Genomic DNA, 25,580 nt, shown 5'->3' with positions numbered 1-25,580 from the left:
TGACTGACAGATTTTCGTGCTCTATATCAATCAAGCAAAAGCCGACGCTAGCGTCGGCTTTTATTTTTAATCTCCCACATATCCATGCGGGTTATTCGTGCTCGAGGATCACTTCTTTCAAGCTTTGGATGGTTTTCACATCGAGATTACCGGGTTGTGTGCTCCAGGTGAGTCTTAGGTAATTGGCTAAGTCTTTAATCTGCTCGTCGCTTAACTCATCAGCATATCCCGGCATGGCATAAAAGCTGGTGGTGAGGTTGTAATGCTGGCTCTTAATGCCTTTTAGCATCACGGCGACGATATTGTGTGGACTCGCTTTATCTAAGGTGGCGTTACCTGCCATCGCGGGGGCGACGTTGGGGCGACCTTCACCATTTTGACCATGGCAACCGGCGCAGTAACCTTTGTAAAGCGTATAACCTGGCAGTTCAGGCTTATGGCCGTTAAAGGTGAGCGCTTGTGGTTTAATATCTTCGTCGGTATCGAGCAGATAACTGCTTACCGCGCGCATATCATCGTCGGTTAAGTGGCTAAAGCTGTGATACACCACGGGATACATGCCGCCAAATACTGTGCCTTTACGGGAATAGCCTTCAGTAAACAGCGACTTAAGATCCTCATGGGTCCAGTTCTGCCTGTTAAGCTCGGCGGGGCGAATGTCCGATGCTTCTAGCCCTTCGATAATCGCGCCTTCAAAGTGCTTGTCCTGCTCCATGGCAAACAGCGTGTCTCTTGGGGTGTGGCATTCACCGCAGTGCCCTAGGGCATTGACTAAGTAATTGCCGCGATTCCAATGCTCGCTTTTTTCCTTGCTCGGGGTAAATTCCTTAGCATCGTGGGCGACTAAGTTCCAGGCTTTTAGGCCAAAACGCAGGTTAAACGGAAAGTACACATCATTGTCGCGATTGGCTTGCTTGATGGGTTTAGTACTCATCAAATAGGCATAAATCGCCTTAGTGTCGTCGTCCGTCAGCAGGCTGTAGGACGTGTAGGGCATAGCAGGGTAGAGGTTGCCGTTGACGCCAACACCGTGGTGCATGGCATCAAAAAAGTCCTCGTAACTGTATTTGCCAATACCGGTTTCTTTATCTGAGGTGATATTGGTCGAGTACACAGCGCCAAAGGGCGTTTCGAACGGCAAACCGCCCGCGAGTTCGCGCCCGCCTACCGCAGTATGGCAGGCCACACAGTCGCCTATCTTCATCAGATACGCGCCGCGTTCGATGTCACTATTTGTTGTATTGCCACCTTCATCGGCAACGCTGCTGGAACAGGCGAGCAAACCTAGCCCTAAACTCAGGAGTAGATTGTGACTCAACAGATTTTTTATCCTGTTAAGGTGCGGGAAATAGCGCGGGAAATGGCGCAGATTGGCTGATGTCATCACAGGGTTAACCCCTTAGTATTGAGGATCAGATCTTTGACCGCCGCATAGTATTTTACGTAGCCAGTACAGCGACATACGTGTTCACTTAAGGCATCTTCTACGACTTTTTCAACTTGATCTTTAGCGATAGGCTGTCGCTCTAATCGCTCAAGCAGCGCAGTCGATTCGTTGACAAAGCCCGAGGTACACCAGCCACATTGAAACGAGAAGTGCTCTAAAAAAGCCTCTTGTACTGGGCTCAGGGCGGTGATTTCGCCAAGGGAGTTTTGTCTAGCATGACCTTCGACAGTGCGGACGCGTTTACCATTAAAACGCTCGACGCCATTGATGCAGGTACGCACCACTTCGCTCATGCCTTGCTCGTCGTCGACGATCACAGTACAGGCGTGGCATACGCCCGCGCCGCAACCAAACTTAGTGCCTGTGAGGTTTAAGTATTCGTGTAGAAACTCAATCATCATCACACCATCGGCGACTTCAATCGGGCCTACGGCTTGGTTATTAATGGTCAGTTTAATAGACTGGCTCATGCCATGGCCTCCTTAATTTTTTTCGCTGTCATAGGTAAATCGTAAAAGCGGACATGGGTCGCTTGATACACGGCTTCAATCAGCGCCGCGACCACAGGGATCATCACCACTTCGGCGATACCACGGCTGGGATCGTTATCAGATAACTGCGGCAATATGGTATGACGTTGATCCCACACGCCCACATGCCGCGCTAACGGCACCTGATAGCGATTGAGGTTCCACGTACCATTGCCAGCGCCGGCTTCAAATGGCGGTAAGCCTTCATGCAGTGCATGGCCAATTCCCATCGCAAGGCCACCTTGAATTTGCCCTTCGACTAATTCTTTAACAATCACTTTGCCCGCTTCTAACCAAGTGTGAGAACTCAGTAGCGTGACTTCGCCATTGCCTTCGTTAACGGCCACTTCAACCAAAGTGGCGCAGGGGGCGTAGTAAGTCACCATGGCATTGTTCAGTTCGGCCTTGGGATAACTCATGGCTTGACGATCGATCAAGTGATAGCCGTTAGACTTCATGCTGGCTTGGCGCGCTTTGATACTCATAGTCGTGTCGGAAGTGGCCGCAAATGTCGCGTTACCTTCGCCGTATTGCAGCGCCAGCGCATCGAGTGCTAAACGTTCTTTAGTGCCAAGAATGTCGAAATCGGCCTCGGCCCAAGCCCAGCGATTAAAGGCATGGCCCATCACGCCGACCACTAAGCCCATATCGTGGGCGCGTTTTGCGAGGATATCGATTGACAGTGGCGGAAAGCCCAAGGCGGTTAACTTGCCATCGACCCAGCGACCATCGCGGGCGTTATGCAAATTAGTTGAGCCCATTGGGGTGTTAAAATACAACTCGTTCCAAATCGATACCGCCGCAGGCCACAGGCCGTGACGATAGATCACGTCGGCGGCGATGCGGGTGACATGGCTTTGATAATAGGCCGACATAGAAGCCGACGATGCCATGGCTTTAACCGGTGTCCAGCGTGGATTGGCCGCCATTTCATCTTGGCGTTGCTGCGAAATAATATAAGGATTATCGGTTTGCACTAATTGCATCGCATCCCAAATATCCACTTCGGCGAGTTTTACCTCATCGGCAAAGTTGCCGAGGGCATCGCTGACCACAACGGCTTGGGAGGTTTGCGTGCCAGTGCCCATTTCGATAAAGCCGATTTCTAGGGTGATTTTACCGTCTTTCGCTAGGCGAATCGCCGCACTTGGCGCCGCTGCACCTGTACCATAATCTTTGGTGGCGATACCAAAACCGACGCCGTAACGCATCCCCGGATGTTTGGCCTCATAGTCCTTTTTATTCACCGCGCGGTTTTGCCACACGGGATCTTGTTCTGCCATGTCGAGCATTTCGCGGTAACGTAAAGTGCCGTTAGGGATCGCGCCTTGCGTATTACGCTGGCCAGATTCCATCACGTTGGCGGCGCGCAGTTTAAAGGGATCAACCTTCAGCTCGTCGGCTATCTCGTGGATCATGCATTCCATCGCTGTCATCGATTGCAGCGTGCCATAACCGCGCATCGAACCCGCATCTGGGTTACGCGACGCATAGGCGGTGGCGATAATATCGTTGCGCGGTGTGTAGTAAATGCTTTGCATCGCCGTCGCGCCAACTGAGGTTACAGACGGAGTGAAGTTGACTCGTCCGCCGCCATCGACTGTCATCTGCGAAGTTAAGGCTTGGATTTTTAAGGTCGATTTATCCACCGCTAAGCGGCTTTTCATGATGAACGGATGACGTTTAAGGCCAGATTGGAATTGCTCGAATCTGTCATTGGCGAGTCGGATTGGACCCTTGGCATAAATGGCCGCGAGCACGCCGTAATAGGGGAATATCGAATGATCTTTCGCGCCAAATCCACCGCCGATATAAGGCGAGTGCACCACTAGATGTTTTACCTTGCCTGCCAGTGGGCCAGATAACAGCATGTGCACTGCCATCTCTTGAAAGTCCTGCGGCGACTGCGAGGTAATCACAGTATGAAATGTTTGGCTAGTTGCGTCATACCAGCCGTTAAAGGCTTCGGGCTCCATCATCATAGGATCGATGATCTGGGTGCGATATTCCCGCTCTAACACTTGCCATTGTTGATTGGCTTGGGCGCTAGCAATCTGCTTATCTATCTCACCCGCATAATAAAGCCCGCGCTCAGATACTGTCCCTTTGGCATTCGGATTGCCTAACCATTCTGGCTTGCGATCTTTTACGCTGGGGAAAAATAGCCCATCGTGGAGCGGGCTATATAAATCTTCCCTTGCGCCATTTTCACCTTCCACTCGAATAAGGCGCCAGCTGGCGTACGGGTCTTTGGTGTCCGACACAAACGGCGTTTGCTCACCAAAGCGCAGTAAGGTCTGGTCAAATTGCAGCAAGGACTTAGCTTGCTTAAAGGCGGGGAAACTGTCGAACAATAATATTGCCACCGCATGACCTAAGTAGTCGGCGGTTTGCCCCTCGGCCAGTAACATGTTGTCACCGTAAAAATCGGGCAGCTTGATTTTATCACGGGCCAGATCGGCCGCAGTGATCACTTTATAGGGCTTAGCCGACGCGGGCAGGTGGTCGAGGGAAAAGCCTTGATAAACATGGGAGGCATCGGCAGCGCGTAGAATAAAAGCGTAACCTTGCTGCTTGGGCCAGCCTTCCATGTCCATAGCGCGGTAATCACGGCCATAGACCTTTTGGCCTGTGACCTTCGCTATGCCGTCGTTACGAAACTTAGGTTTGGATTGACCATTAACCTGAGTTTGCCATTGGGCTGCCAGTTCAGGTGAGACAATCGCCGCATTCGCGCGACTCATTTCCCACAACAAAGGGGCCGAATATACGGCAACCCCGCCAATCACACATTGCTTAATAAAGGTCCGGCGTGACGTATTAGATGGTTCCATATCTCAACCTCAGTTGTGCTTCCGTGTCATATCAGCCGCGCTGCTTGGTATCGCCCGATATAGGCTTGTTGTCGATCGACTTTTTATTGATTGTTGCGACATAGCTTTGATAAACACTGAATGTAAATTTACATTAGCCACGTTAGCATGTAGGGCTGAAAATGCAAATTTAGGCGGTTAATCGTTGCAGTTTTGACCAAGCTAAATCAGAGTGTAAAACCCGTGTTATCAGGCTTCTACAGTGATGTTCGTACTGTGATTCAACTCAGTTACGTTATGGCTGAATTTTGTTCAGTGTCGTTTGCGCTGAGCCCTTGAGCAATGCACTCAATTGGGGCTTATTCGCATGTCGAAATTGGCTCGCTTGCCAAAACCAAACCGCCCGTCACGGTAAGACTTCATTGCCACCGCAAGATCAAGAGATAGTGTTATTTGATGGCGATTGGTTTAGTCACATGTATTCATATCGACATTGTTAAATCAGTGCTTGCTTAATTACTTGATTTGTAATGCTAAAGTTATAGACAAGTGTACGCTATGTCGCTATCTTAGGTTTTTAACAAGGATGAGCTTTAATCGCGTACCCGCGATTCGAGTCACTTGCATCAGGACGATGTGTCTTTTCTCTTTCTTAGATACCCAACTCCTCCTGCAAATTCGTGAATATGCTTTGGCACTTATGCTTGTTGCCATAGTGTTTAGTGGCATTGTGCTCAATGTTCAGCAGTGGACGTTTTGAGCTGGTGCGACCTTGTTTTGATTGATGGCTTGGCTGACGGATGTTGGCGAAGTGCGGTAGCAATGGGGAAGCTTTGTCGGTTCACAAATTAGTTAACTGGTAATTTTGCGGCCTAGCGGCCGAGGTGAATCAAGGTCGTGAGTCTTCAACCCACACCCGACCAAGGAGGACTGCTCGTCCTATCCTCCTTGGATTCTCCAAGACGCCCCTAGCGAAGTTACATGCATTAGTTACTGGCCTAGCGCTTATTCGAAAATCACTAACGCTTCCGATGGTACATCCTGTACCCCGAAAGCTAGCTCGGCATCCATGCCTCGCTCACGTGATTTTCTTCAACGCCCGTCGGCAACTTCGCAGGGTATTGGTGTAACTCTTGGCATTAGTGTTTATTCAAAAAACTTTATTAAAATTCAGATTGTTACTTGTATGGCTACTATTTGGCTAAGGAATAAAATGTCTGTTGCTCTAAATACATTTAAGCGTGCAATCAATGATGCAAGAGCTTTGATCGAATGCTACGACGAACTAAATGTAAAACAGGAATCACAAGCATTGGGTGCATTAAAAAGAGCCGCTTTGATCATGACTATGACGGCTTGGGAAACCTATGTAGAAGATGTTGCTACAGAACTTTTCAACAACAAGTTTGGTGCACTAAAAGGGTGTCAAATTGGAAACTTTATGGAGCAGCAGTTTTCTACCCGCTTGAAAATGTTTCATAACCCAGACTCCGCTAAAACGAAGCAAATTTTTGAAGAGTTTTTCGGGATTGATGTTACAGAGCATTGGAAATGGCCGAATTACATCCCTAAACAAGCGAGAGAAACCCTTAATACTTGGCTAAGAAAGCGTGGAGATGCGGTTCATCGTGCGCAGGTTGAAATAGGAACACCTCAAATTATTAAGCGTGATGAAGTGGATAAGTGTATTCGGTTTATTACTGAATTAGTGACAGCAACAGATAAAGCATTAGGTTCAGTTTAGTTAGGGTTATGTGAGCTGCAATGAAACTAATACTACAAATTACCTTAGGTATCTTGCTAGCGAGCTTAGTCACTTTGTTGGTGCGAATTGGCTATTTGAGTTATGTCGAATACCGCCTGACACAAGGGCTTAATGAGTTTGCTATGCAACAAAAGCAAACGGATCTAGCTCGCCAGCAGGCTGCGAAAGATCGCCAGCTTGCTGAGTATCAGATTCAGCAAGAGTTACAACAAAATGCGGCTGAAAAATCCAGACTAGCCAAGCAAAACGAGGCCGCGCGATTACGCAAAGCCGAAGCATGGCGCAAGTATTATCTAGTCCCCGAAGATTGTAAAAACTTTAAGTCCGACGAACACATGGTCAATTGTATCAACCATAAAGCCGATGCAAAAGCAGAATTTGATAGAGCGTATGATTCAGGGGAATTAGTACTGCCGTAATATTAATTTCGGCATTTAAACTTAACTTATTTTTAGAGAATATTTTTAATCTGAAAATTTATTTTACATTAGGAGCGTTAATTTTGAGTGGAAATGTATTTGTACCTGATTACTTAGATATACCAAGTGACGAGCAGGATGATTTTTATAGTGATGATGATCTTTTTAAAATACAGTCATGGGGGGCTGACTTGAGTTTCAGGGAGTTAATATCTAGGTATGATGAAGATGAGTTAGTTAAACCGGAATTGCAGCGGCATTATGTTTGGGACAAATCTGAAGCATCAAGATTTATTGATTCAATATTGCTTGGATTACCCGTCCCAAGTATTTTCTTGGCTAAGACTCCATCAGAGAAGTTATTGATTATTGATGGTTATCAGCGGCTTATGACGGTTAGGGATTATGTTAAGGGGATATTTTCTAAAGATGGAAAAGTATTCAAGCTTTCCAGAACTGATAAAATACACGAAAGATGGAAAGGGAAAGCCTTTTCGGAGTTACAAGAAGACGAACGACGAAAAATTAGAAATACTACAATTCATGCAATTATTTTTATGCAGAGAAGTCAAGATCCTGAAGATACTAGCTTGTTTCAGGTTTTTGAAAGGATTAATTCTAGTGGTAGAACACTACTTCCTCAAGAAATAAGAAATTGTGTATATCAGGGGCCTTTGAATTCATTATTGTTGAAGTTGAATGAATGGCCTGTTTGGAGGGATTTATTTGGAAAAAAAATCATCGATGAAAGGATGAGAGATGTTGAGTATATATTGCGATTTTATGCTCTTTCTTCAACTGAAATCTTGTTTTCAGATGATGCGCCATCTAGGATCTCTCTTAAAAAATATTTAAATCAATTTATGGGGGAGACTAATAAAGAAAGTTTAATGAATGAAATGGAAGAATCATTTAAAAATGCCATTATTCAGGTGAAAGAGCACTTAGGTAATAGTGCGTTTCACAATATATCTCCTTCTAACTCGGATATATTAGTTGATAGGTTCAGTCCAACTTTATTTGATTCTATATTGATATCTTTTCATTTAGCGATAAAAAATGGGGATATTCATAATTTAAATAATGCCAGCGACAAAAAATATAGATTGTTACAGAACGATAACTTTCAAAATTTATTATCACAAGAAACTATGAAAGTTCATAAAATCAGAGATCGCGTTAATCTCATGTATGATGCGTTGTTTAGAGGTAACTAACATGAATAACTTTGGTGTTAATGGCGTCTTGGACGACTGTGAAGTTGAGCTTGCTAGTATAAAATCTCTTTTAGTTGGCTTAGGTGAGGCCGCAAATCCATCGCCATATGTTAAAAAATATGCAGTTATTCGTGCTACTGGCTCTATTGAAATTGCATTTAAGCAAATAATAGCTGATAAAGTTGACGAAGATAGTCATATACAAGTTAAAAATTTTATAAAAAGAAAAATAAGAGACTCGTCTTGTAATCCGAAGTTACCAATGATCGAATCTATGCTGTCAGAATTTGATTCTAGATGGAAGGAGAAATTTGATGAGTTGTTATCTTTGGAAGATAAGCCTAAGTTGAAAGGTGCATTAACTGAGTTGGTTAATGCGAGAAATGAATTTGCACATGGTGGAAACCCAAATTTAAATATTGATAAAACTATTGAGTATTTTAAAAGTGCACGACGTGTATTAGAGATATTAGATTCAGTTGTTAATTATGAATTTGAGGTCGATGATGAATTATGAATCAACGAGGCCAAGATAGCTAAGTCGATAGTTAGAACATATATGATCATCTCGGAGAAGAAGCAGGACAGGCACAATTCTTTCAATGCGAAAAGTTAGCTCTAATGCCACAGAAGTTCACCGATCCCCTGCGAAGTTGTCGAAATACGCAGATAAAAATGCCGTGGCGACATCATGGATGATGGCGCAGGCTCGGGGGCACATGGATGTGCCATCTGAGCCGTTAGGCGATTTTTATTGGAGTATGAGACAGGTAACTAATGCATGTAACTTCGCTAGGGGCGGCAAGGGGAGATGCAAGAGGGGAATTGCTGTTGATCCCCTTCTTGCCCTGGTGTGGAACGGAATTCCACGATTTTGATTTTGTTATTTATTTCAAAAGATAAGGTTTGCAATAGCTCGAAACTGAGCAGATTTATTGGAGGTAAATTGAAGTTTTTAGTGATTATCTTCGGCATAGCTGTGTCGATATTTATGCATGGAAGTTGGTTGTCTGTCGATAACAAATGGTGGTGGGATTTACTGTTATCTTTCAATGTAAAAGCATTAAGTGAAAACTTGGGGATGGTTGTATTTTGCTTTTGGATACATCTTCCACTGATGATCATATTTTCTTTAGTATGTGCTTTGATTATTAATCGAGTTGGATATCCAAGGTATTTTATTTACTCTGTGTTAGGTACTTCATTTTTTACATTTGTTGTGCTGCCATCACTGCCTGTTTTCGATGTGTTATTAGCTGGCGGGATGAGCCCATTACGTTTTATCGATATCTTTGTAAAAACACTCATGTTTCTGACCTTGTTCTTTGTTTTTAATGGACTTGCAAACAAGTGTAATAGGCTTAATTTATTGGGTTAATTTTCACTTTCAAGATGTTTTGCTGATTGTGTTTATTGATTTATTTTAGGGATGATTTAAGAGTTTTTTATGAAAAAAATTAGTTTTTTGGGTATGAGCATAGTGCTTGCTTTGACACTTGTTATCGGCCTTGCTGTTGATTTTTTGGTTGAATTTAAGTCTGAAACGATTTTTATGCAGATGAATATTTTTAGCTTTAAATTATTGTTTTTGTTACTTAGTATGCTTTGTGTATATATTGCTATTGCAGTCACTTTTAATTTTAAAGTGTTACCTATGCTTATAGGCAAAGATTATCCGTCAAATTATTTTAGGTGGTCTAAGTTTCGATATCTAGAAGTTTTCTTTTTATTTAACTTATGGTCTATGGGGGATCTACAATATTTCACCGTCGTAATAGTTAATTTCGCTTTGGTTGAGTTGATACACTTATATTTAGTTTATAAAAGTATCAATAATAAGCTTGAGTCTACTATATAAATTGGTAAGTTGAGGATAATAAGTCTTGTGGCGTTGGCATAATTCTTTCAATGCGAATAGTTCACTCTAACGCCACAGAAGTTCACCGATCCCTTGCGAAGTTGTCGAAATACGCAGATAGCTCTTAGTTGTTAGAGTGGGGCCGTGGCGACATCATGGATGATGGCGCAGGCTCGGGGGTACATGGATGTGCCATCTGAGCCGTTAGGCGATTTTTATTGGAGTATGAGGCAGGTAACTAATGCATGTACTTAGCTAGGGTGAGTGCTGCGTAGCAGCGTTTCGAACGAGAGCTAGGGATGGCGAACTGGCAGTTAGACATGGACGTTGTTCGGCAAGGGGAGATGCAAGAGGGGGATTGCTGTTGATCCCCTTCTTGCCCTGGTGTGGAATGGAATTCCACGACTTTGATTTTGATTTAAAAAATCAAACGAAGTTTGAATCAGCTTCTAAAACCGCATTAGCGTAATCCAAACCCCGATGGTTATTGCACCTAATAGCGAGAGGCAAGGATTGCCGAACTGGCTTTTGTGTATGGATAATCTGTTCAACCACGTTTATGTAACACCAAAAATGTATTTTTATAGGGCATAAGGATTTTAAAATTAGACAGTTAGCTGGTTGGTGAATTGGCCAACTGCATTAACCACTTTTTGTGCACCATCTTGAATCTCTGACATAACCTCACCCGATTGGGTTGAGAGTGTTAACCCCTGTTGCGCTTGTTGCTTACCTTGCTCAATCATATTGACTGCACTTTCGGTTAACATTTTATTTTTTGATACTACCTCTACAATTTCCTCTGTCGCTTTACTGGTACGTGAGGCAAGTTGTCTGACTTCATCTGCAACGACTGCAAAACCGCGTCCTTGTTCTCCTGCGCGAGCGGCTTCAATTGCTGCATTTAAGGCAAGAAGATTGGTTTGATCGGCGATGCCACTGATACTTTTTACTAGCTCACCAATCATTTGAGATTGCTTATCTAATGCTTCAATGCCTTTGGCTGCATCATTCATTTGCGTCGCTAATTTATTCATCATCACAACTGTTTCTTGTAGCACTAAGCTCCCTTTTTTTGCAAAAGCATCGGTTTGTTGGGATGTGCTATAGGCTATGTCAGCCGCTTCGGATACGGCCAGTTCTCTGTTGACTTGATCTGTGATAACAGTGGCAAATTTTACGACTTTGTAGAGTTCGTTGTAGCTATCAAAAATAGGATTATAAGAGGCTTCTAACCAAACGATACGGCCATAGCTATCCACACGTTTAAAGCGATTCGCGACAAATTGTCCCTTGCATAGCTGATCCCAAAAATGCTTGTATTCTATTGAGTTATATTCTTCTGGTTCGCAAAAAATTCTATGGTGTTTACCAACAATTTGATTCTTAGTGTATCCCATCGCATTTAAAAAGTTATCGTTAGCAGTAATGACTGTACCGTCTAAGTTAAACTCAATAACAGCGGTAGAGCGCTGTAATGCTTGGTTTAAATCTTCATGTTTTTTCGAGCTTTCAATAGTACGGGTTAGATCGTTTGCATAAATAGAAAAGTGTTTTAACTTGCCATTACTGTTTTTGACGGGCTGTAAAATGGCTCGTAACCAAGCTTCCTCACCATCGCCCTTAACAATTTGTAGTGCACCTACCCAATGTTCGCATTGCTTTATGGCATTGCACATTGCTTTATAATGACTTGTGTTTCGAGCTCGCGCTGGCACCATTTCCGTTAAGTGTTTGCCGATAGGTGAGTTTTTTTGAAATAACATGTCGTCAGTAAAATTAGCGTTGATTGCTATAATTTTTCCATCAGCATCTAGCGCTAATACTAACATCTCACTATCAAGGCTTTCCCTAACTTGCCGCATTGAAAATAACTCTTCTTTCAATTGTTCATGTTCAGCCTTTAATTTTTTGTTAAATATGATCATATTGATTTCCAAGAAGTCTTAAAACGTCATTTTTATGATGAGAAACTGAGTATAGTCGATAATTTTTTTTCTACTTATATGATGCAGTCTGCTAATTAGATCAAATTGTTATGCCGATAGCTTTATATATCGTCTTTAGCGTTGAACTAAGGCTATATCACTATAACGTTGTTGTGGAGTCATCATTTAGACTTACTGGTTGGTTTTTTTGAATACTGTGTTTGGATATTTTTTCTCAAGCAGGAAGGATGTTGGATTATTCATGATGTTGAATTTATTGGTTTATTTATTTAGGATTTAAGTGTGATTGGTGTCGGGTGTGTATATCACGGTTTATTGTGGGTTAGTTATTATTTCGGGTCTTAGTATGACTTATGAATATACCGTAATTATTCAGAAAATCACTTTGTGTGGTCTACATTTCGATATCTAGAGTTCTCCACCCACTTCACTAGTCGTTAATGGGTAGCGGCCATATTCCATTATCGGAATAATCCATTTCGCTTTGGTTGAGTTGATCCACTTGTCTTTAGTTTATAGAAGTATCAATAGTCATCTTGAGTCAACAATATAACTTGGTAAGTTGAGGACAATAAGAAGTGTGGAACTGGCATCACTCTTTCACTGCGAAAAGTTAACACTAATGCCGCAGACGTTCACGGACCCCCTTCTTGCCCTGATATGGAATGGTAGTCTACGACTTTGATTTTGATCTTGGTTTCAAAAATGAAGTTTGAGCTATTAGTGCATGTGATTTCGCAAGGCGCGTCTTGGCTGCTGCTGAACAGATAAGCAAGGAGGATAGGGGGCACATCCTCCTTGGTCTAAGTTTGATTTCCATAAGCAGAGCTTAGATTACTCCTTCAAAAATCTTCAGCGTTTCCCTTAACCTCCTACTTGATAATTCGCTACAGTCCAAAGCCACCGTCGATATCTATGTAGGCATTGCGTAGGCCAATACTGGCATCGGAGATGAGATAGTTAATCGCCGGGATAATATCTGCTGGCGTTAATACTCTGCCGACAGGGGTGGTGTTCAATGATTCAAAAAAGCCATTGATGGTAGCGTCATCCATGCCGGCTTTGGCTTGGATTTCGGTTGCGGTCACCCCGGGACGCACTGAGTTAATGCGTATGCCTCGGGCTGCAAGTTCAAGATTTAGCACTCTTGCGAAACCTTCAAATGCGGCTTTGCTGGCGCTATATACGCCAGCGGCAGAAAATGCTTTTTGCACTGCAACACTAGAGATAAATACCACGCTACTGGGGTTGTTTAAACAGGGTAATAAGGCCCGTAGGGTAAATACTGGGCCAGTAAAGTTAATCGCCATTGTGCTGTGAAAGTTATCGGCACTCATCTGCTCAAACGGTGCTGGGTAAAACACGCCAGCGTTTAAAATCAGGCCATCGAGTGTAATCTCATCCCTTGCTAACTGCGCAGCCATTTGCTGGATTTGCGCGATATTGGCGCTGTCACACAGCACTGGGATAACATTGCCGTCAAGTTGCTTTACGGCATGGTATAAGCGGCTTTGGTCGCGGCCTGTGATGATTAACTTCGCACCTTGTTGCAACAAAGCGTGCGCGGTCGCCAAGCCAATACCCGCAGTGGCGCCTGTGATTAAAATTGTTTTATTGTGAAGACTGGTTTGCATCTGTGTGCTCCTGATGAGTGATGAGTCCGTGGTGAGTCGTGAAGCTTGACGCAGAAAAGCATAACTCGGAGAATGGTTTCCAATAAGGTATGTAATAAGAAATGAATTGTTTCTTTACTGGAACCAATATGGCTATCGATACTTCGGCATTGCACCTGCAATTACCTAATTTATATATATTTCGTTGTGTCACTCAGTTAGGCAGTTTTCAAGCCGCTGCTGATGCGCTGCAGTTGCCTCGTTCGTCCGTTAGTAAGAAAATTGCCCAGCTTGAACATCAACTTGGGCTTAGGTTGTTGCAGCGCAGTACGCGCCAGCTCAATTTAACCGATTCGGGTACTGAGTTGCTGGCCATCACCGATTCACTAACAGAATTGCTTAGCAATACCGCTAAGCTCACCGAGCAAGCGCAAGCTAAACCCAGTGGGCGGGTAAAAATCAGTAGCTCAACCATCCTAGGTCAACGCTATCTGCTGCCTTTACTGCCTAAGCTGAAACAACTTTTTCCCGAGATAGTGATAGACATCAATCTTGATGATCGCGTGGTCGATTTAATTGAGCTAGGGATAGATATTGCGCTGCGGGTCGGTGAGTTGCCCGATTCTTCATTGGTCGCGCGCCGTATCGGCACGAAATCATGGGCCTGTTTTGCCAGTCCCGCCTACCTTAAGCAGGCCGCTAAACTTGAGGTGCCCAACGATTTAGCTGCGCACCAATGTTTAATCTTTCGTCATCAAAAGCTCGCCATGGATTGTTGGCACTTTCGTAGCCCAAATGGCGAAATTGAAACTCAACACATTGTGGCATCAAGCTCCACGGATGATGGCCGAACCTTAGTCGAACTTGCTTGTATGGGCATGGGGATCATTCGGGTCGACCCCATGTTAATTCAGCCAGAACTGAGAGCCAGCCAGCTAGTACCAGTGTTAGCCAAGTGGCAACACACAGATCCTGCGCCGATTCATTTAGTGTGTTTAGGAAAAGATGCGCGAAGCCGCGCCGTCAACGAAGTGTGGCAATATTTAAGTGAACACCTCAGTCAAGCACTCGCTGCCGTAGAAAGTGACACCAATCGTTCATCAGTTATGAGGCATAACACTTATCTGTTAGAGGTTGAATAGGCTTAATTTTTTCACTGCGAAAAGTTAGCTCTAATGCCACAGACGTTCACCGATCCCCTGCGAAGTTGCTGCGTAGCTTTCGGGGACGGGGCGAATGGAAATCGGTGATCTTAGTGCTTATGAGCGAGAGGCAGGGACAGCCGAACTGGAGGGCTTTACAGGGATGTAAAGTGGAGCCATCGGAAGCGTTAGTGATTTTCGAATAAGCACGAAACAAGTCTTTTATGTGATTGATTTTTTTAATGAAGCAATCCATAAAAGAGAAAAGATAGGACATGCATAACTCTTTCAATGCGAAAAGTTAACTCTAATGCCACAGAAGTTCACCGATCCCCTGCGAAGTTGCTGAAGGGCGTTGAAGACAATAGCGTGACGCAGACAGGACGTCTGCGTAGCTTTCGGGGGGAAGGGACGCCCCATCGGAAGCGTTAGCTATTTTCGAATAAGCACGAAGCCACTAATCAATGCATGTAACTTCGCTAGGGGCGTCTTGGAGAATCCAAGGAGGATAGGACGAGCAGTCCTCCTTGGTCGGGTGTGGGGTGAAGCCCCACGACCTTTCGGTCGCAAGACCGATTTTACACCGCGTTAGCGTAATAAAGATCCTGATTACTCAGGATCACTTCCTATTCAGGGTCATAATCCAACACTGGCGCCAGCCACTTCTCCGTCTCTGCGACAGTCATCCCTTTACGCTTGGCATAATCTTCCACTTGATCGCGGCCTATGTTACTCACGCCAAAGTAGCGCGATTTCGGGTGAGCGAAATACCAGCCCGATACTGCCGCTGTGGGGAACATGGCGTAGCTTTCGGTGATGTTCAAGTCGATAGTCTCATCGGGCTTGAGCAAGTCCCATAACAAGCCTTTTTCTGTGTGATCAGGGCATGCTGGGTAACCCGGTGCGGGGCGTATGCCTTTGTATTTCTCACGGATTAAGGCTTCGTTGCTTAACTGCTCGTCGGCCGCATAACCCCAAAATTCTTTACGCACCCGTTCGTGCATCCGCTCGGCAAAGGCTTCGGCCAAACGGTCGGCTAAGCACTTGAGCATGATGGCGCTGTAGTCGTCGTGGTTGGCTTCAAAACGTGCCACATGTTCGTCTATGCCATGGCCTGTGGTCACCGCAAAGCCGCCCATGTAATCGGCGACGCCTGAGTCTTTTGGCGCAACAAAGTCGGATAGGCAGAAGTTGTCGTTACCGACACGTTCAAGCTGCATCCGCAGGTGATGTGTGGTCATTTCGACTGTGGTACGCGACTCATCTGTGTAGAGCTCAATGTCGTCGTAATTGACGGTATTGGCTGGGAATAAGCCGATAACTGCTTTTGCCGTGAGCCACTTTTCTTCGATGATTTGTTTGAGCATGGCCTGACCATCGGCGAACAGCTTTTGCGCTTCTTCGCCGACGACTTTATCGGTGAGGATTTCGGGGTAATGGCCATGCAGTTCCCACGAGCGGAAAAACGGTGTCCAGTCGATACGCTCAACTAAATCTTCTAACGGATAATTATCAAATACTTGGCGCCCGAGCACGTTTGGCGTGAATGGGGTGTAGTTCGCCCAATCGTGTTGGCAGCGGTTATCGCGCGCCGCTTCGAGTGACACTATCTCTTTGCGCTTGGCTTGGGATAAACGCTTAGTGCGCATGTCGTCGTATTCGGCATAGGTTTCGTCTATGGTCGCTTGGCGAGTCTCGTTGTTGATGAGCTTACTCACCATAGGCACGGCGCGGGACGCATCGGCGATATAGATAGCGCCATGGGGATAATGGGGCGCAATCTTCACCGCTGTGTGGATTTTAGAGCAAGTGGCGCCGCCGATGATCGCCGGAATGGTTAAGCCTTCGCGGTGGAAGGTTTTCACGTTATGCACCATCTCGTCCAGACTTGGAGTGATGAGCCCCGACATGCCGATGATATCGATATTGTGTTCTTTCACGGCGTCGAGAATTCGCTCCACCGACACCATCACACCTAAATCGAATACCTCAAAACCGTTACAGGCGAGCACCACGCCGACGATATTTTTGCCGATATCATGCACGTCGCCTTTTACCGTCACCATCAAGATCTTGCCGTTAGATTGGCCTTCGACCTTTTCCAGCTCAATGTAGGGGTTTAAGTAAGCCACGGCTTTTTTCATTACTCGCGCCGATTTTACCACCTGCGGCAGGAACATCTTGCCCGAGCCGAACAAGTCGCCGACCACATTCATGCCATCCATCAAGGCGCCTTCAATCACATCCAGCGGACGTTTCGCTTCTTGGCGAGCGGCTTCGGTATCTTCATCGATAAATTCGGTAATGCCTTTGACGAGCGCATGGGATAAGCGTTGGCTCACTGGCCAGCTGCGCCATTCTAAATCTTCTTTCTTACCAACCTGTGCGCCATCACCGCGGAATTTCTCCGCGATTTCAAGTAACTGCTCGGTATTGCTTGAGCCTTCGACTGGGCAGGGCAAGTTAAGCACCACGTTTTCGACCCGTACTTTAAGCTCAGGATCGATATCGTCGTAAATGGCTAACTGGCCCGCGTTGACAATGCCCATGTCCATGCCGACTTTGATGGCGTGGTACAGGAATACCGCGTGAATCGCTTCGCGCACTGGGTTGTTACCGCGAAACGAGAACGACACGTTCGATACGCCGCCCGAAATCATTGCGTGGGGCAGGGTGGCTTTAATCGCTTTAATGGCATCAATAAAATCGACGGCATAGTTGTCGTGTTCATCGATACCTGTGGCGATGGCGAAAATGTTCGGGTCGAAGATGATGTCTTCTGGCGGAAAGCCGACCTTATCGACCAACACCCGATAGGCGCGGGTACAGATTTCGATTTTACGTGCCTTAGTATCGGCCTGACCTTGTTCGTCGAATGCCATGATAATGGCCGCCGCGCCGTAGCGTTTGACTAAGGTGGCTTGCTCAATAAACTTGGCTTCGCCTTCTTTAAGGGAAATTGAGTTAACTATGCCCTTGCCTTGAATACATTTTAGGCCAGCTTCGATCACTTCCCACTTAGAGGAGTCGATCATAATCGGCACGCGGCTGATGTCGGGCTCTGAGGCAATCAAGTTTAAAAACTTGTGCATGATCTCGGCGCCATCGAGCATGCCTTCGTCCATGTTGATGTCGATGATCTGCGCGCCGCTTTCGACTTGCTCGCGGGCCACATCGAGCGCTTGCTCAAACTTACCGTCTTTGATCAGCTTTAAAAACTTGGCCGAACCTGTGACGTTGGTGCGCTCACCCACGTTAACGAACAGGGATTGTGCATCGATAGTCAGCGGTTCCAAACCGGCTAAGCGGCAGGCGACGGGGATATCGGGTAACGCGCGCGGGTTATGTCTGTCGACCGCTTCGCGAATAACGCGGATATGTTCAGGCGTACTTCCACAGCACCCGCCGATAATATTGAGCATGCCTTCGCGCGCCCAATCTTCAATCACGTTCGCCATGTCCTCTGGGGTTTCATCGTAACCGCCAAACTCGTTCGGCAGGCCTGCATTTGGATGCGCCGACACATAACATTCGGCGATACGAGATAATTCTTCGACGTACGGGCGCAGCTCTTTTGGCCCAAGCGCACAGTTAAGGCCGATAGATAATGGCTTGATATGGCGCAGGGAATTATAAAAGGCTTCGGTGGTTTGACCCGTAAGGGTACGGCCTGAGGCATCGGTAATGGTGCCCGAAATCATGATTGGCAATCTGTCTTTAGAATGCTGACCAAATAAGTCATCAAATACCGATTCAATCGCAAACAGTGCGGCTTTGGCATTTAAGGTATCGAATATGGTCTCGACCATAATGATGTCTGCGCCGCCTTCAATCAGCGCCTTAGTGGATTCTCGGTAAGCGCTGACTAACTCATCGAAGCTGACGTTGCGATAGCCTGGGTCGTTCACATCAGGGCTAATCGAACACGTACGGTTAGTGGGGCCTAACACACCAGCGACGTAGCGCGGAATGCCTGTGGCAGCAAACACTTCATCACAGGCTTCACGGGCGAGGCGGGCGCCGGCTAAGTTAATTTCGGCGGACAGCGACTGCATGTCGTAGTCGGCCATGGCGATAGTAGTAGCATTAAAGGTGTTGGTTTCAATGATGTCGGCACCGGCGTTTAAGTAGTCGGTGTGAATCTGTTTGATGATGTGGGGTTGCGACAACACCAATAAATCGTTGTTGCCTTTGACGTCAGTGTGCCAATCTTTAAAGCGTTCGCCGCGATAGTCCTCTTCTTCGAGCTTGTGGTCTTGGATCATAGTGCCCATGGCACCGTCTAAGATTAGAATGCGCTCAGCAAGCTGTTTACGAATGTCTGCCAATATCTGGCCGGCTTTGGTAGAGGGTATCGTCATAAATAATTACCTTAAATACAGCTAAGTTAAGTCCAAGCATCGACCCTTGTTATGCTAAGTGCAGGGTAAAGCGTGTTGTGCAGTCCAGATATTGGCTCTCGTTATCGACCCTAGTGAGTGATCTAAATTAGCTAACTTAGTTAGGCTAAGTGCATTCCATTCTGCTCGGTCGATATTTGACTACTCGTTTTAGTTATTTATCGTTAGAGTTTAGTTTTGGACATTTAAACGTATAGACGTCCATAATACGCGACTTATGATTGTCAGGGCAAGGTCAAAATTGACTAACGACAATTGAGTCCTATCAGCACTTTTCACCCAGTTTAACGACTCTTTTTTTAGGATTAGTTGTAGAGCTAGTTGTAGGGCTAGAGCGTAATTGAGTATATAGGACGACGGGTCTAATGTGGGTTTTCAACAAAATTTGCCACGAGTGATAGACATAGGAATACGATGAAACAAGTTCGATTGTTATTGTTACGCCACGGCGAGTGTGAAGGCGGCGCCATTTTACGCGGCCGTGTGGATGTGCCTTTGAGCGAAAAGGGCTGGCAGCAAATGTCGGCAGCGGTTGAGGCGCAGGCAAGTACCTGCAGCGCGATTTACAGTTCGACTTCACGCCGCTGCGCCGAATTTGCCCAAGCCTTTGCCGCCGAATTGCATTCGACGGCGGCGCTGGTATCTGAGTCAAGGCCATTGCAGGCGCAGTTTTTGTCGGGTTTACAGGAAATTGATTTTGGTGATTGGGACGGTCGTCGGCTCGATGAGCTGTATCAGCAAGAGGGCGAAAGTTTAGCGGCCTATTGGCAAAACCCTTGGCAAACACCGCCGCCCAATGGGGAAACTATGGCCAGTTTCGAGTCGCGGGTGAATGGGGCCATTGACCAGATACTCGCCGCCGAGTTTGAACGATTGAGCGTCGACTCAGATAACGCCGAGCATGCAGTGGGCGCTAGCATGGGTACGGGCTTGAGTGCGGGCGAACTGGCTGCCAAAGTATGGGTCGTGACCCACGGCGGAGTGATCCGTCACTTAATGGCGCGCGCCCTTGGGGTTGAGCGGGCGGTGGGCTTTTACAGTCAACTCGATTTACCCGTGGCGGCCGTGGTGAGCATTAATGTGCTGCAAGATGAACACGGCGTTTGTTACTGGCGTTTAGATTGGCCGAGCGGACGCTGCGAGTGATCCGCGTAGCCCTAAGGTGAAGATTTTTCTTGTCTTACCAGCGTGATTGTCGATTGCCTATTAAGGTAAATATAGGATAATGCTTTTTCCTGACGTCCCCGACGCACACGGCCTTGCAAGGCTGGTGGCAGTGTATCGGATGACGTCACAGAAATAGGTGTTGGGAGTTTTGAGTGGTGCGAGGGTGTTCTGTGGCAGTTATGGCCGAGGCACGCTGAAAAGGCTTGAAATCAATCTCAACATAATAGGGAATTGGGGAGCTGCTTGTCAGTCAGCCCGAACTGTGCCCGCAACTGTGAGTGACTTTTTATATTGTTTTCAATAGAAAAGTGACGAGTCAGGAGACCTGCCTATTTCTGTTATCGCTGCGTGCAGCCTTAGTTCTCGAGCGGGTGACTCGAGGGAGCCGATGACAATGTGCACAACCTTTTTTAATTCAGGTTTGGACTCGCTAGGAGCACCACGTTGGTGAAACTCTCTGCCATCCAAACGAGCCATGCTTTGAATGACAGCGACACTCGCCCGTCAGCGAGCCAGACGGTCGCGCTCGATGTCAGCCAGTTAAGCTGGTGTATCGATGGCAAAACCATTCTTTCCAATATTAACTTTGCGCTGCCAACGGGGCAGATGCTGGGTTTGATTGGCCCTAACGGTGCGGGTAAGTCTAGCTTGCTACGCTGTTTGTATCGCTTTGTTCGCCCGACTCAGGGCAAAATTACCCTGTTTGATCAAGATATTGAGCGTTTATCGCCCAAGGCGTTTGCCTGCCGCGTCGCCGTAGTGCAGCAAGACACGCCGCATTATTTTGACCTAACCACAGAGCAATTGGTCAGCATGGGCTTAACGCCGCACAAGGGCATGTTCGATACCAATTCGAGCTGTGACGGCGAGCGCATTGCAAAGGCTCTAGAGAAAGTCGGCCTGAGTCATAAGATGCACCAACAGTACGAGCACTTATCCGGCGGTGAAAAGCAGCGTGCCTTGATCGCCCGCGCCATAGTGCAGCAGCCGCAACTGTTGATCCTTGACGAGCCAACCAACCACCTCGATGTGCGTTATCAAATTCAAATCCTCGAATTAGTGCGTAGCCTTGGCATCAGCGTGATTGCCTCTATTCACGATCTCAATTTAGCCAGCGCCCTGTGCGACAGTTTGTTGTTGATCCATAACGGTGAAGTCAGCGCTATGGGCACACCAACCGAGGTATTAACCGAGGCGCGAATTGGTGATGTGTTCGGCGTGTGCGCTCAGGTGTCGACCCATCCACAACATAAAAAGCCCTTAATCAGCTATTTTTATGGCTACCATGATTCGACGCACAGCATGGCTGATGCTTTGGCTGAGCGAGGCGAGGGCGGATGATTCAGGGAGTAAATAGCATTTCATCTCACATTTGGGGCGTATGGTGACACCTTTGACGAGACAACAACTGATGCTGGTCGCATTAGGCATAATCACTTTGATAACCCCCATTGCTGCCACGAGTTTTGGCGCGGCGAACATCAGTTTTATGGATGTTATCCAAGTGTTTATCAATAAAATGGCCAACCTCACTCAAGCCAATGGCATGACGGAGCGCATCGTGATGGAGCTCAGACTGCCGCGTATTTTATTGGCCTTTGTGGCGGGTGCGGGTTTGTCCTTGGCGGGCAGTGTGCTGCAAACCGTGACCCGCAATCCATTGGCCGACCCTTATCTGTTTGGCATTAGCTCAGGCGCGTCCTTTGGCGCTGTGGTGATGTTGACGTTATTCACGGGCTCTGGATTTTTTGAGAATGCGGGTATGGCGGCGAACTCGGGGATTTTTAGTGGTTCGAGCGCCTTGTCGGGTTTGCTCTGGTTTAGCTTGCCCTTCGGCGCTTTTATTGGCGCTAGTTTGTCGGTACTGATAGTGCTGGCCTTGTCTGGCCTTGGGCTCAATAGCCAAGTGGAGCGCATGTTGCTCTCAGGCGTGGCGACCTCCTTTATGTTTGGCGCGTTAACAAGTTTGTTGTTGTATTTCGCCAGTCCGCAGGCGACGGCTTCTGTGCTGTTTTGGAGTTTAGGCAGTTTCGCCAAGGCCAGTTGGTCCTTATTAGTACTGCCAACACTGGTGATTGGCGCGAGTTTGTTCATTATTTTAGGCATGAAGCGGCAGATCATGGCGTTGCAGGCGGGGGATGAAACGGCGCATACCTTAGGGGTGAATGTGCCTAAGTTGCGACTCAATATGCTGCTGCTCTGCTCCTTGATTACCGCGATTTTGGTCGCTACCTGCGGCGGGATTGGGTTTGTCGGTTTGATGATCCCCCACACAGTGCGCATGCTGTTTCCCGGTCGTCAGCCGATTCTATTAACGGCGCTGGTGGGCGGATTATTTATGGTGTGGATTGATGTGCTGGCGCGCTGTTTGTTGGGCAATCAAGAGTTGCCCGTGGGCATTATCACAGCGGCCATAGGTAGCATGTTCTTTTTGCTGATTTTGCGTAAACGCAGAGTCATGGCGTAAGCACCTAGTCAGAACGTAATCCTAGAGTCATCTAGCAAGCGCAGACTGGCGGGATAATCAGCATTTTTGTTGATATCTGCCCCGCGATTGGAAATGCAAAATTGGACATGTTAGTCATAGACGCAGGATGCGTTGTGGTTATTTAAGATAATAAGTGGAGTGTGGATGTCTCAGTCAGCCGTGTCTTTTCAAATCAGCCCTGTGAGTAAAGCGCAGGATCCGCTGATCCAGCAAAAAATTGATCTTAAGACTAAGCCGCCCGGCGCCTTAGGTCAGCTCGAATCCTTAGCCTTACAGATTGTCCGCGTGCAAGCGGCTGATTCACAACAAACGGATCAGCCACAAAATACTGTGCTGAAAATCGTTCATCCAACCATGTTAGTGTTTGCGGGTGATCATGGTATTGCCGCAGAAGGCGTGTCGATTGCCCCTAGCGAAGTGACGCGCCAAATGGTGCAAAACTTTGCCCATGGCGGCGCGGCGATTAACGTTTTTTGTCGGCAGGTGGGCTTTACGCTCGAAGTGATCGATTGCGGTATTTTAACGCCAGTCGAAGGGGTTGAAGGCATTATCGATCAGCGTCTTGGCGCGGGCACAGGGGCGATTCATTTAGAGCCCGCGATGGCGCTGGAAACCGTCGATAAAGGCTTTGCGATGGCGCGCGATTTGATTGAACGTCACCATCAAGCAGGTTGTAACTTAGTCGCCTTTGGCGAAATGGGCATAGGCAATACCTCGGCTGCGGCAGCCATTATGGCGGCGATCATGCAGCTTGATGTGATTGATTGTGTCGGCCGTGGCACGGGCATTAATAGCGAAACCTTAGAACGTAAATTGATGCTGATTGAGCTGGCGTTATTGCTGCATCAAAGTGCCTTAACTGGGCCCAAATCAGTGTTAGCTTGCCTAGGTGGCTTTGAAATTGTGCAGATGACGGGCGCTATGTTAGCGGCTGCTGAGCGCAAAATGCTGGTGGTCGTGGACGGTTTTATCGCTACTGCTGCGGCATTAGTCGCGGTGCAAATCGCCCCTAATGTGCGCGATTATTTGATTTTCGCCCACCAGTCAGACGAGCAAGGCCATCAGCGGATGTTAGAATTTTTGCAGGCTAAACCTTTATTATCACTCGGGCTGAGATTAGGTGAAGGTACGGGCGCAGCCTTGGCGTTGCCGCTTATTCAAGCCTCAGTAAATTTTTACAATCAAATGGCGAGTTTTAGTGATGCGGGGATTGAGGCTGTTGTATGATGTGCTCTGCTAAGTCGCTTATTTTACTTATTTAAAATAATAACTTTTTAGCCAACCGTTTTAATCTTAAACCTTGCAGCAAGTGTTAATTCACTAAGGATGCTTTATGTCAGAACGCGAAAGCTGGCACAAAGAGATAGATTTGTTTTTAGTTGCCATGGGCTATTTTACCCGCATTCCTATGCCTAAATGGGTCGAAGTCGATAGCGATAAGTTGAATAAGGCCAGCCGTTATTTCGGTCTCGTCGGTCTTTTGGTCGGCCTGTTAAGTGCCATTGTATTTTGGCTGACGCAGAACTGGCTCCCCGCCGGCGTCTCTGTGCTGTTAGCTATGTTGGTTGGCGTCTTGCTCACGGGCGGATTTCACGAGGATGGCCTAGCCGATACCTTCGACGGTTTTGGCGGTGGTTGGACGGCGGAAGACAAGCTACGGATCATGAAGGACTCGCGCCTTGGCAGTTATGGTGCACTGGCATTGATGTTGGCCCTGCTGCTGAAATGGCAGTTGCTCGTCGAGTTGGCACTGTACGATCCTGTGGTCGCGGGCTCGGCGCTTATCGTCGCACACACAGTCAGCCGCGTGGTATCAGCCAGTATCATCTTTAGTGAAAAATATGTCCGCGATGACGAGACCAGTAAGTCTAAGCCGCTATCGCAACATCAAGGCATTAATGAGCTGCTTATCCTGATCGCCAGCGGCGTATTAGTGTTGTTATTCCTCAAGGGGTTAGCGGCATTGTCATTGCTATTGGTGATGATAGGACTGCGCCGTTTGATCATAGTGATCTTTAGACGCCAGATTGGCGGTTACACGGGTGATACCTTAGGCGCGGCGCAGCAAATATCTGAAATTGTGTGTTATTTTGTATTGCTCGTTGTAGGTAACATACTGTGATCCACCTCGTCCTAGGTGGCGCCCGTAGCGGTAAGAGTCGCTACGGTGAAGCCTTAGTGCGCCAGTACACAGCGCTAGGCTTCGATGCCTGCTATGTGGCCACGGCGCAGGCGCTGGATGATGAAATGGCGACCCGTATCGCCAAACATCAAGCGGGACGAACGGACGATGGTATCGAATGGCAATTGTTTGAAGAGTCGCTCGCCCTTACGGCACTGTTAAAACGCTTAGCAAAACCTGGGCGAGTGATTTTAGTGGACTGTTTAACCCTTTGGTTAACCAATCAATTACTCGCTTCCAGCGCCAAGATTGATGATGAACCGGCGCCGACTGAGTGGCATGCGACAGACTTTATACCGTCTGCCAGTTCAACCTCTAACGATGAAGCTTTGGCGAGTTGGCAGGCAGAGAAAAGCGCTTTTGTGGATTCACTTGCCGAGCTCGAAGGTGTGGTGGTGTTGATCAGTAACGAAGTGGGCTCAGGTATTGTGCCCTTAGGTGAATTGAGCCGACAATTTGTTGATGAAGCGGGCTGGTTAAACCAAGCCGTTGCTGCTTTGGCTGACAATGTCACCTTAGTGGTCGCGGGTTTACCCTTGGCACTCAAACCACTGTAATCTAACTAAGTGATGTTGAGACTGAGCTTTATC

Annotated in this window: 18 protein-coding genes, 2 pseudogenes and 1 riboswitch; of the genes and pseudogenes, 13 read left to right on the top strand and 7 right to left on the bottom strand. The window is 46.9% G+C overall.

Annotated features, from left to right (window positions below):
• Window positions 1–91 precede the first annotated feature (91 nt).
• Genes FW758_RS07660 through FW758_RS07650 form a run of 3 tightly spaced genes read right to left on the bottom strand, consistent with a single transcriptional unit; the run spans window position 92 to window position 4,811 of the window.
• Window positions 92–1,384, bottom strand: a complete 1,293-nt coding sequence (locus FW758_RS07660) for a cytochrome c (RefSeq protein WP_446445071.1) — start codon at window positions 1,382–1,384, stop codon at window positions 92–94.
• On the bottom strand, window positions 1,384–1,917 hold the full coding sequence (locus FW758_RS07655; RefSeq protein ID WP_006085889.1) for a (2Fe-2S)-binding protein: 534 nt from the start codon (window positions 1,915–1,917) through the stop codon (window positions 1,384–1,386). The genes FW758_RS07660 and FW758_RS07655 overlap by 1 nt, the downstream gene beginning before the upstream one ends.
• Window positions 1,914–4,811, bottom strand: coding sequence for a xanthine dehydrogenase family protein molybdopterin-binding subunit (locus FW758_RS07650; RefSeq protein ID WP_446445070.1), 2,898 nt, complete (start codon window positions 4,809–4,811; stop codon window positions 1,914–1,916). The genes FW758_RS07655 and FW758_RS07650 overlap by 4 nt, the downstream gene beginning before the upstream one ends.
• Window positions 4,812–6,003: 1,192 nt before the next feature.
• Here FW758_RS07650 and FW758_RS07645 point away from each other — a divergent pair.
• From FW758_RS07645 to FW758_RS07620, 6 genes are all read left to right on the top strand, one after another.
• Entirely contained in the window at window positions 6,004–6,534 is a 531-nt protein-coding gene (locus FW758_RS07645) for a HEPN domain-containing protein (protein WP_063883774.1), read from the top strand.
• Between the two features lie 20 nt (window positions 6,535–6,554).
• Window positions 6,555–6,974 (top strand): hypothetical protein, encoded by a 420-nt coding sequence (locus FW758_RS07640; RefSeq protein WP_446445069.1) that lies wholly within the window; start codon window positions 6,555–6,557, stop codon window positions 6,972–6,974.
• A gap of 83 nt (window positions 6,975–7,057) precedes the next feature.
• On the top strand, window positions 7,058–8,191 hold the full coding sequence (locus tag FW758_RS07635) for a DUF262 domain-containing protein (protein WP_446445068.1): 1,134 nt from the start codon (window positions 7,058–7,060) through the stop codon (window positions 8,189–8,191).
• 1 nt (window position 8,192) lies between these two features.
• Entirely contained in the window at window positions 8,193–8,708 is a 516-nt protein-coding gene (locus FW758_RS07630) for a HEPN domain-containing protein (RefSeq protein ID WP_012088419.1), read from the top strand.
• Window positions 8,709–9,137: 429 nt separating this feature from the next.
• Complete coding sequence (locus FW758_RS07625; RefSeq protein ID WP_446445067.1) at window positions 9,138–9,569, top strand: hypothetical protein; 432 nt, start codon at window positions 9,138–9,140, stop codon at window positions 9,567–9,569.
• Between the two features lie 69 nt (window positions 9,570–9,638).
• Entirely contained in the window at window positions 9,639–10,049 is a 411-nt protein-coding gene (locus FW758_RS07620) for a hypothetical protein (protein ID WP_259542063.1), read from the top strand.
• 605 nt (window positions 10,050–10,654) lie between these two features.
• Here FW758_RS07620 and FW758_RS07615 read toward each other — a convergent pair.
• The 3 genes and pseudogenes from FW758_RS07615 to FW758_RS07605 all read right to left on the bottom strand — a co-directional run.
• Window positions 10,655–11,050 (bottom strand): annotated as a pseudogene (locus tag FW758_RS07615) (methyl-accepting chemotaxis protein); the annotation flags it as partial.
• Window positions 11,051–11,200: 150 nt separating this feature from the next.
• Window positions 11,201–11,881: pseudogene (locus FW758_RS07610) on the bottom strand (PAS domain-containing protein); the annotation flags it as partial.
• A gap of 1,004 nt (window positions 11,882–12,885) precedes the next feature.
• Window positions 12,886–13,632 carry an SDR family NAD(P)-dependent oxidoreductase gene (locus tag FW758_RS07605; RefSeq protein WP_311990547.1) on the bottom strand — a complete coding sequence of 249 codons (747 nt, stop codon included), beginning with the start codon at window positions 13,630–13,632 and terminating at the stop codon, window positions 12,886–12,888.
• A 128-nt stretch (window positions 13,633–13,760) separates the two neighbouring features.
• Here FW758_RS07605 and FW758_RS07600 point away from each other — a divergent pair, with 128 nt between their 5' ends.
• Window positions 13,761–14,753, top strand: coding sequence for a LysR family transcriptional regulator (locus tag FW758_RS07600; RefSeq protein WP_311990546.1), 993 nt, complete (start codon window positions 13,761–13,763; stop codon window positions 14,751–14,753).
• Window positions 14,754–15,379: 626 nt separating this feature from the next.
• Here FW758_RS07600 and metH read toward each other — a convergent pair.
• Window positions 15,380–19,114 (bottom strand): methionine synthase, encoded by a 3,735-nt coding sequence (gene metH / locus FW758_RS07595; protein ID WP_446445066.1) that lies wholly within the window; start codon window positions 19,112–19,114, stop codon window positions 15,380–15,382.
• A gap of 453 nt (window positions 19,115–19,567) precedes the next feature.
• Here metH and FW758_RS07590 point away from each other — a divergent pair, with 453 nt between their 5' ends.
• The 6 genes from FW758_RS07590 to cobU all read left to right on the top strand — a co-directional run bounded on the left by FW758_RS07590 (window position 19,568) and on the right by cobU (window position 25,547).
• Window positions 19,568–20,299, top strand: a complete 732-nt coding sequence (locus FW758_RS07590; protein ID WP_446445065.1) for a histidine phosphatase family protein — start codon at window positions 19,568–19,570, stop codon at window positions 20,297–20,299.
• A 203-nt stretch (window positions 20,300–20,502) separates the two neighbouring features.
• A riboswitch (cobalamin riboswitch) is annotated at window positions 20,503–20,667 on the top strand.
• A gap of 100 nt (window positions 20,668–20,767) precedes the next feature.
• Window positions 20,768–21,661 (top strand): ABC transporter ATP-binding protein, encoded by an 894-nt coding sequence (locus FW758_RS07585; protein WP_342900112.1) that lies wholly within the window; start codon window positions 20,768–20,770, stop codon window positions 21,659–21,661.
• 40 nt (window positions 21,662–21,701) lie between these two features.
• Complete coding sequence (locus FW758_RS07580) at window positions 21,702–22,787, top strand: FecCD family ABC transporter permease (protein ID WP_446445064.1); 1,086 nt, start codon at window positions 21,702–21,704, stop codon at window positions 22,785–22,787.
• A gap of 165 nt (window positions 22,788–22,952) precedes the next feature.
• Window positions 22,953–24,035, top strand: a complete 1,083-nt coding sequence (gene cobT / locus FW758_RS07575) for a nicotinate-nucleotide--dimethylbenzimidazole phosphoribosyltransferase (protein WP_126491281.1) — start codon at window positions 22,953–22,955, stop codon at window positions 24,033–24,035.
• A gap of 106 nt (window positions 24,036–24,141) precedes the next feature.
• Complete coding sequence (locus tag FW758_RS07570) at window positions 24,142–24,930, top strand: adenosylcobinamide-GDP ribazoletransferase (RefSeq protein WP_028759425.1); 789 nt, start codon at window positions 24,142–24,144, stop codon at window positions 24,928–24,930.
• On the top strand, window positions 24,927–25,547 hold the full coding sequence (gene cobU, locus FW758_RS07565) for a bifunctional adenosylcobinamide kinase/adenosylcobinamide-phosphate guanylyltransferase (RefSeq protein ID WP_446445063.1): 621 nt from the start codon (window positions 24,927–24,929) through the stop codon (window positions 25,545–25,547). Before FW758_RS07570 ends, cobU begins: the two co-directional genes overlap by 4 nt.
• Window positions 25,548–25,580: the final 33 nt, after the last annotated feature.

This window comes from Shewanella sp. 1180_01 (assembly GCF_052850535.1).
This window is presented reverse-complemented; position numbering and strand designations above follow the sequence as displayed.

What these genes read in the sequence shown, in the direction of transcription:
- FW758_RS07655 (WP_006085889.1), bottom strand. Translation starts at nt 1,917, where the DNA reads ATGAGCCAGTCTATTAAACTGACCATTAATAACCAAGCCGTAGGCCCG.
- FW758_RS07620 (WP_259542063.1), top strand. Translation starts at nt 9,639, where the DNA reads ATGAAAAAAATTAGTTTTTTGGGTATGAGCATAGTGCTTGCTTTGACA.
- FW758_RS07630 (WP_012088419.1), top strand. Translation starts at nt 8,193, where the DNA reads ATGAATAACTTTGGTGTTAATGGCGTCTTGGACGACTGTGAAGTTGAG.
- cobT (WP_126491281.1), top strand. Translation starts at nt 22,953, where the DNA reads ATGTCTCAGTCAGCCGTGTCTTTTCAAATCAGCCCTGTGAGTAAAGCG.
- FW758_RS07645 (WP_063883774.1), top strand. Translation starts at nt 6,004, where the DNA reads ATGTCTGTTGCTCTAAATACATTTAAGCGTGCAATCAATGATGCAAGA.
- FW758_RS07650 (WP_446445070.1), bottom strand. Translation starts at nt 4,811, where the DNA reads ATGGAACCATCTAATACGTCACGCCGGACCTTTATTAAGCAATGTGTG.
- FW758_RS07640 (WP_446445069.1), top strand. Translation starts at nt 6,555, where the DNA reads ATGAAACTAATACTACAAATTACCTTAGGTATCTTGCTAGCGAGCTTA.
- FW758_RS07590 (WP_446445065.1), top strand. Translation starts at nt 19,568, where the DNA reads ATGAAACAAGTTCGATTGTTATTGTTACGCCACGGCGAGTGTGAAGGC.
- FW758_RS07580 (WP_446445064.1), top strand. Translation starts at nt 21,702, where the DNA reads ATGGTGACACCTTTGACGAGACAACAACTGATGCTGGTCGCATTAGGC.
- FW758_RS07570 (WP_028759425.1), top strand. Translation starts at nt 24,142, where the DNA reads ATGTCAGAACGCGAAAGCTGGCACAAAGAGATAGATTTGTTTTTAGTT.
- metH (WP_446445066.1), bottom strand. Translation starts at nt 19,114, where the DNA reads ATGACGATACCCTCTACCAAAGCCGGCCAGATATTGGCAGACATTCGT.
- FW758_RS07600 (WP_311990546.1), top strand. Translation starts at nt 13,761, where the DNA reads ATGGCTATCGATACTTCGGCATTGCACCTGCAATTACCTAATTTATAT.
- FW758_RS07605 (WP_311990547.1), bottom strand. Translation starts at nt 13,632, where the DNA reads ATGCAAACCAGTCTTCACAATAAAACAATTTTAATCACAGGCGCCACT.
- FW758_RS07660 (WP_446445071.1), bottom strand. Translation starts at nt 1,384, where the DNA reads ATGACATCAGCCAATCTGCGCCATTTCCCGCGCTATTTCCCGCACCTT.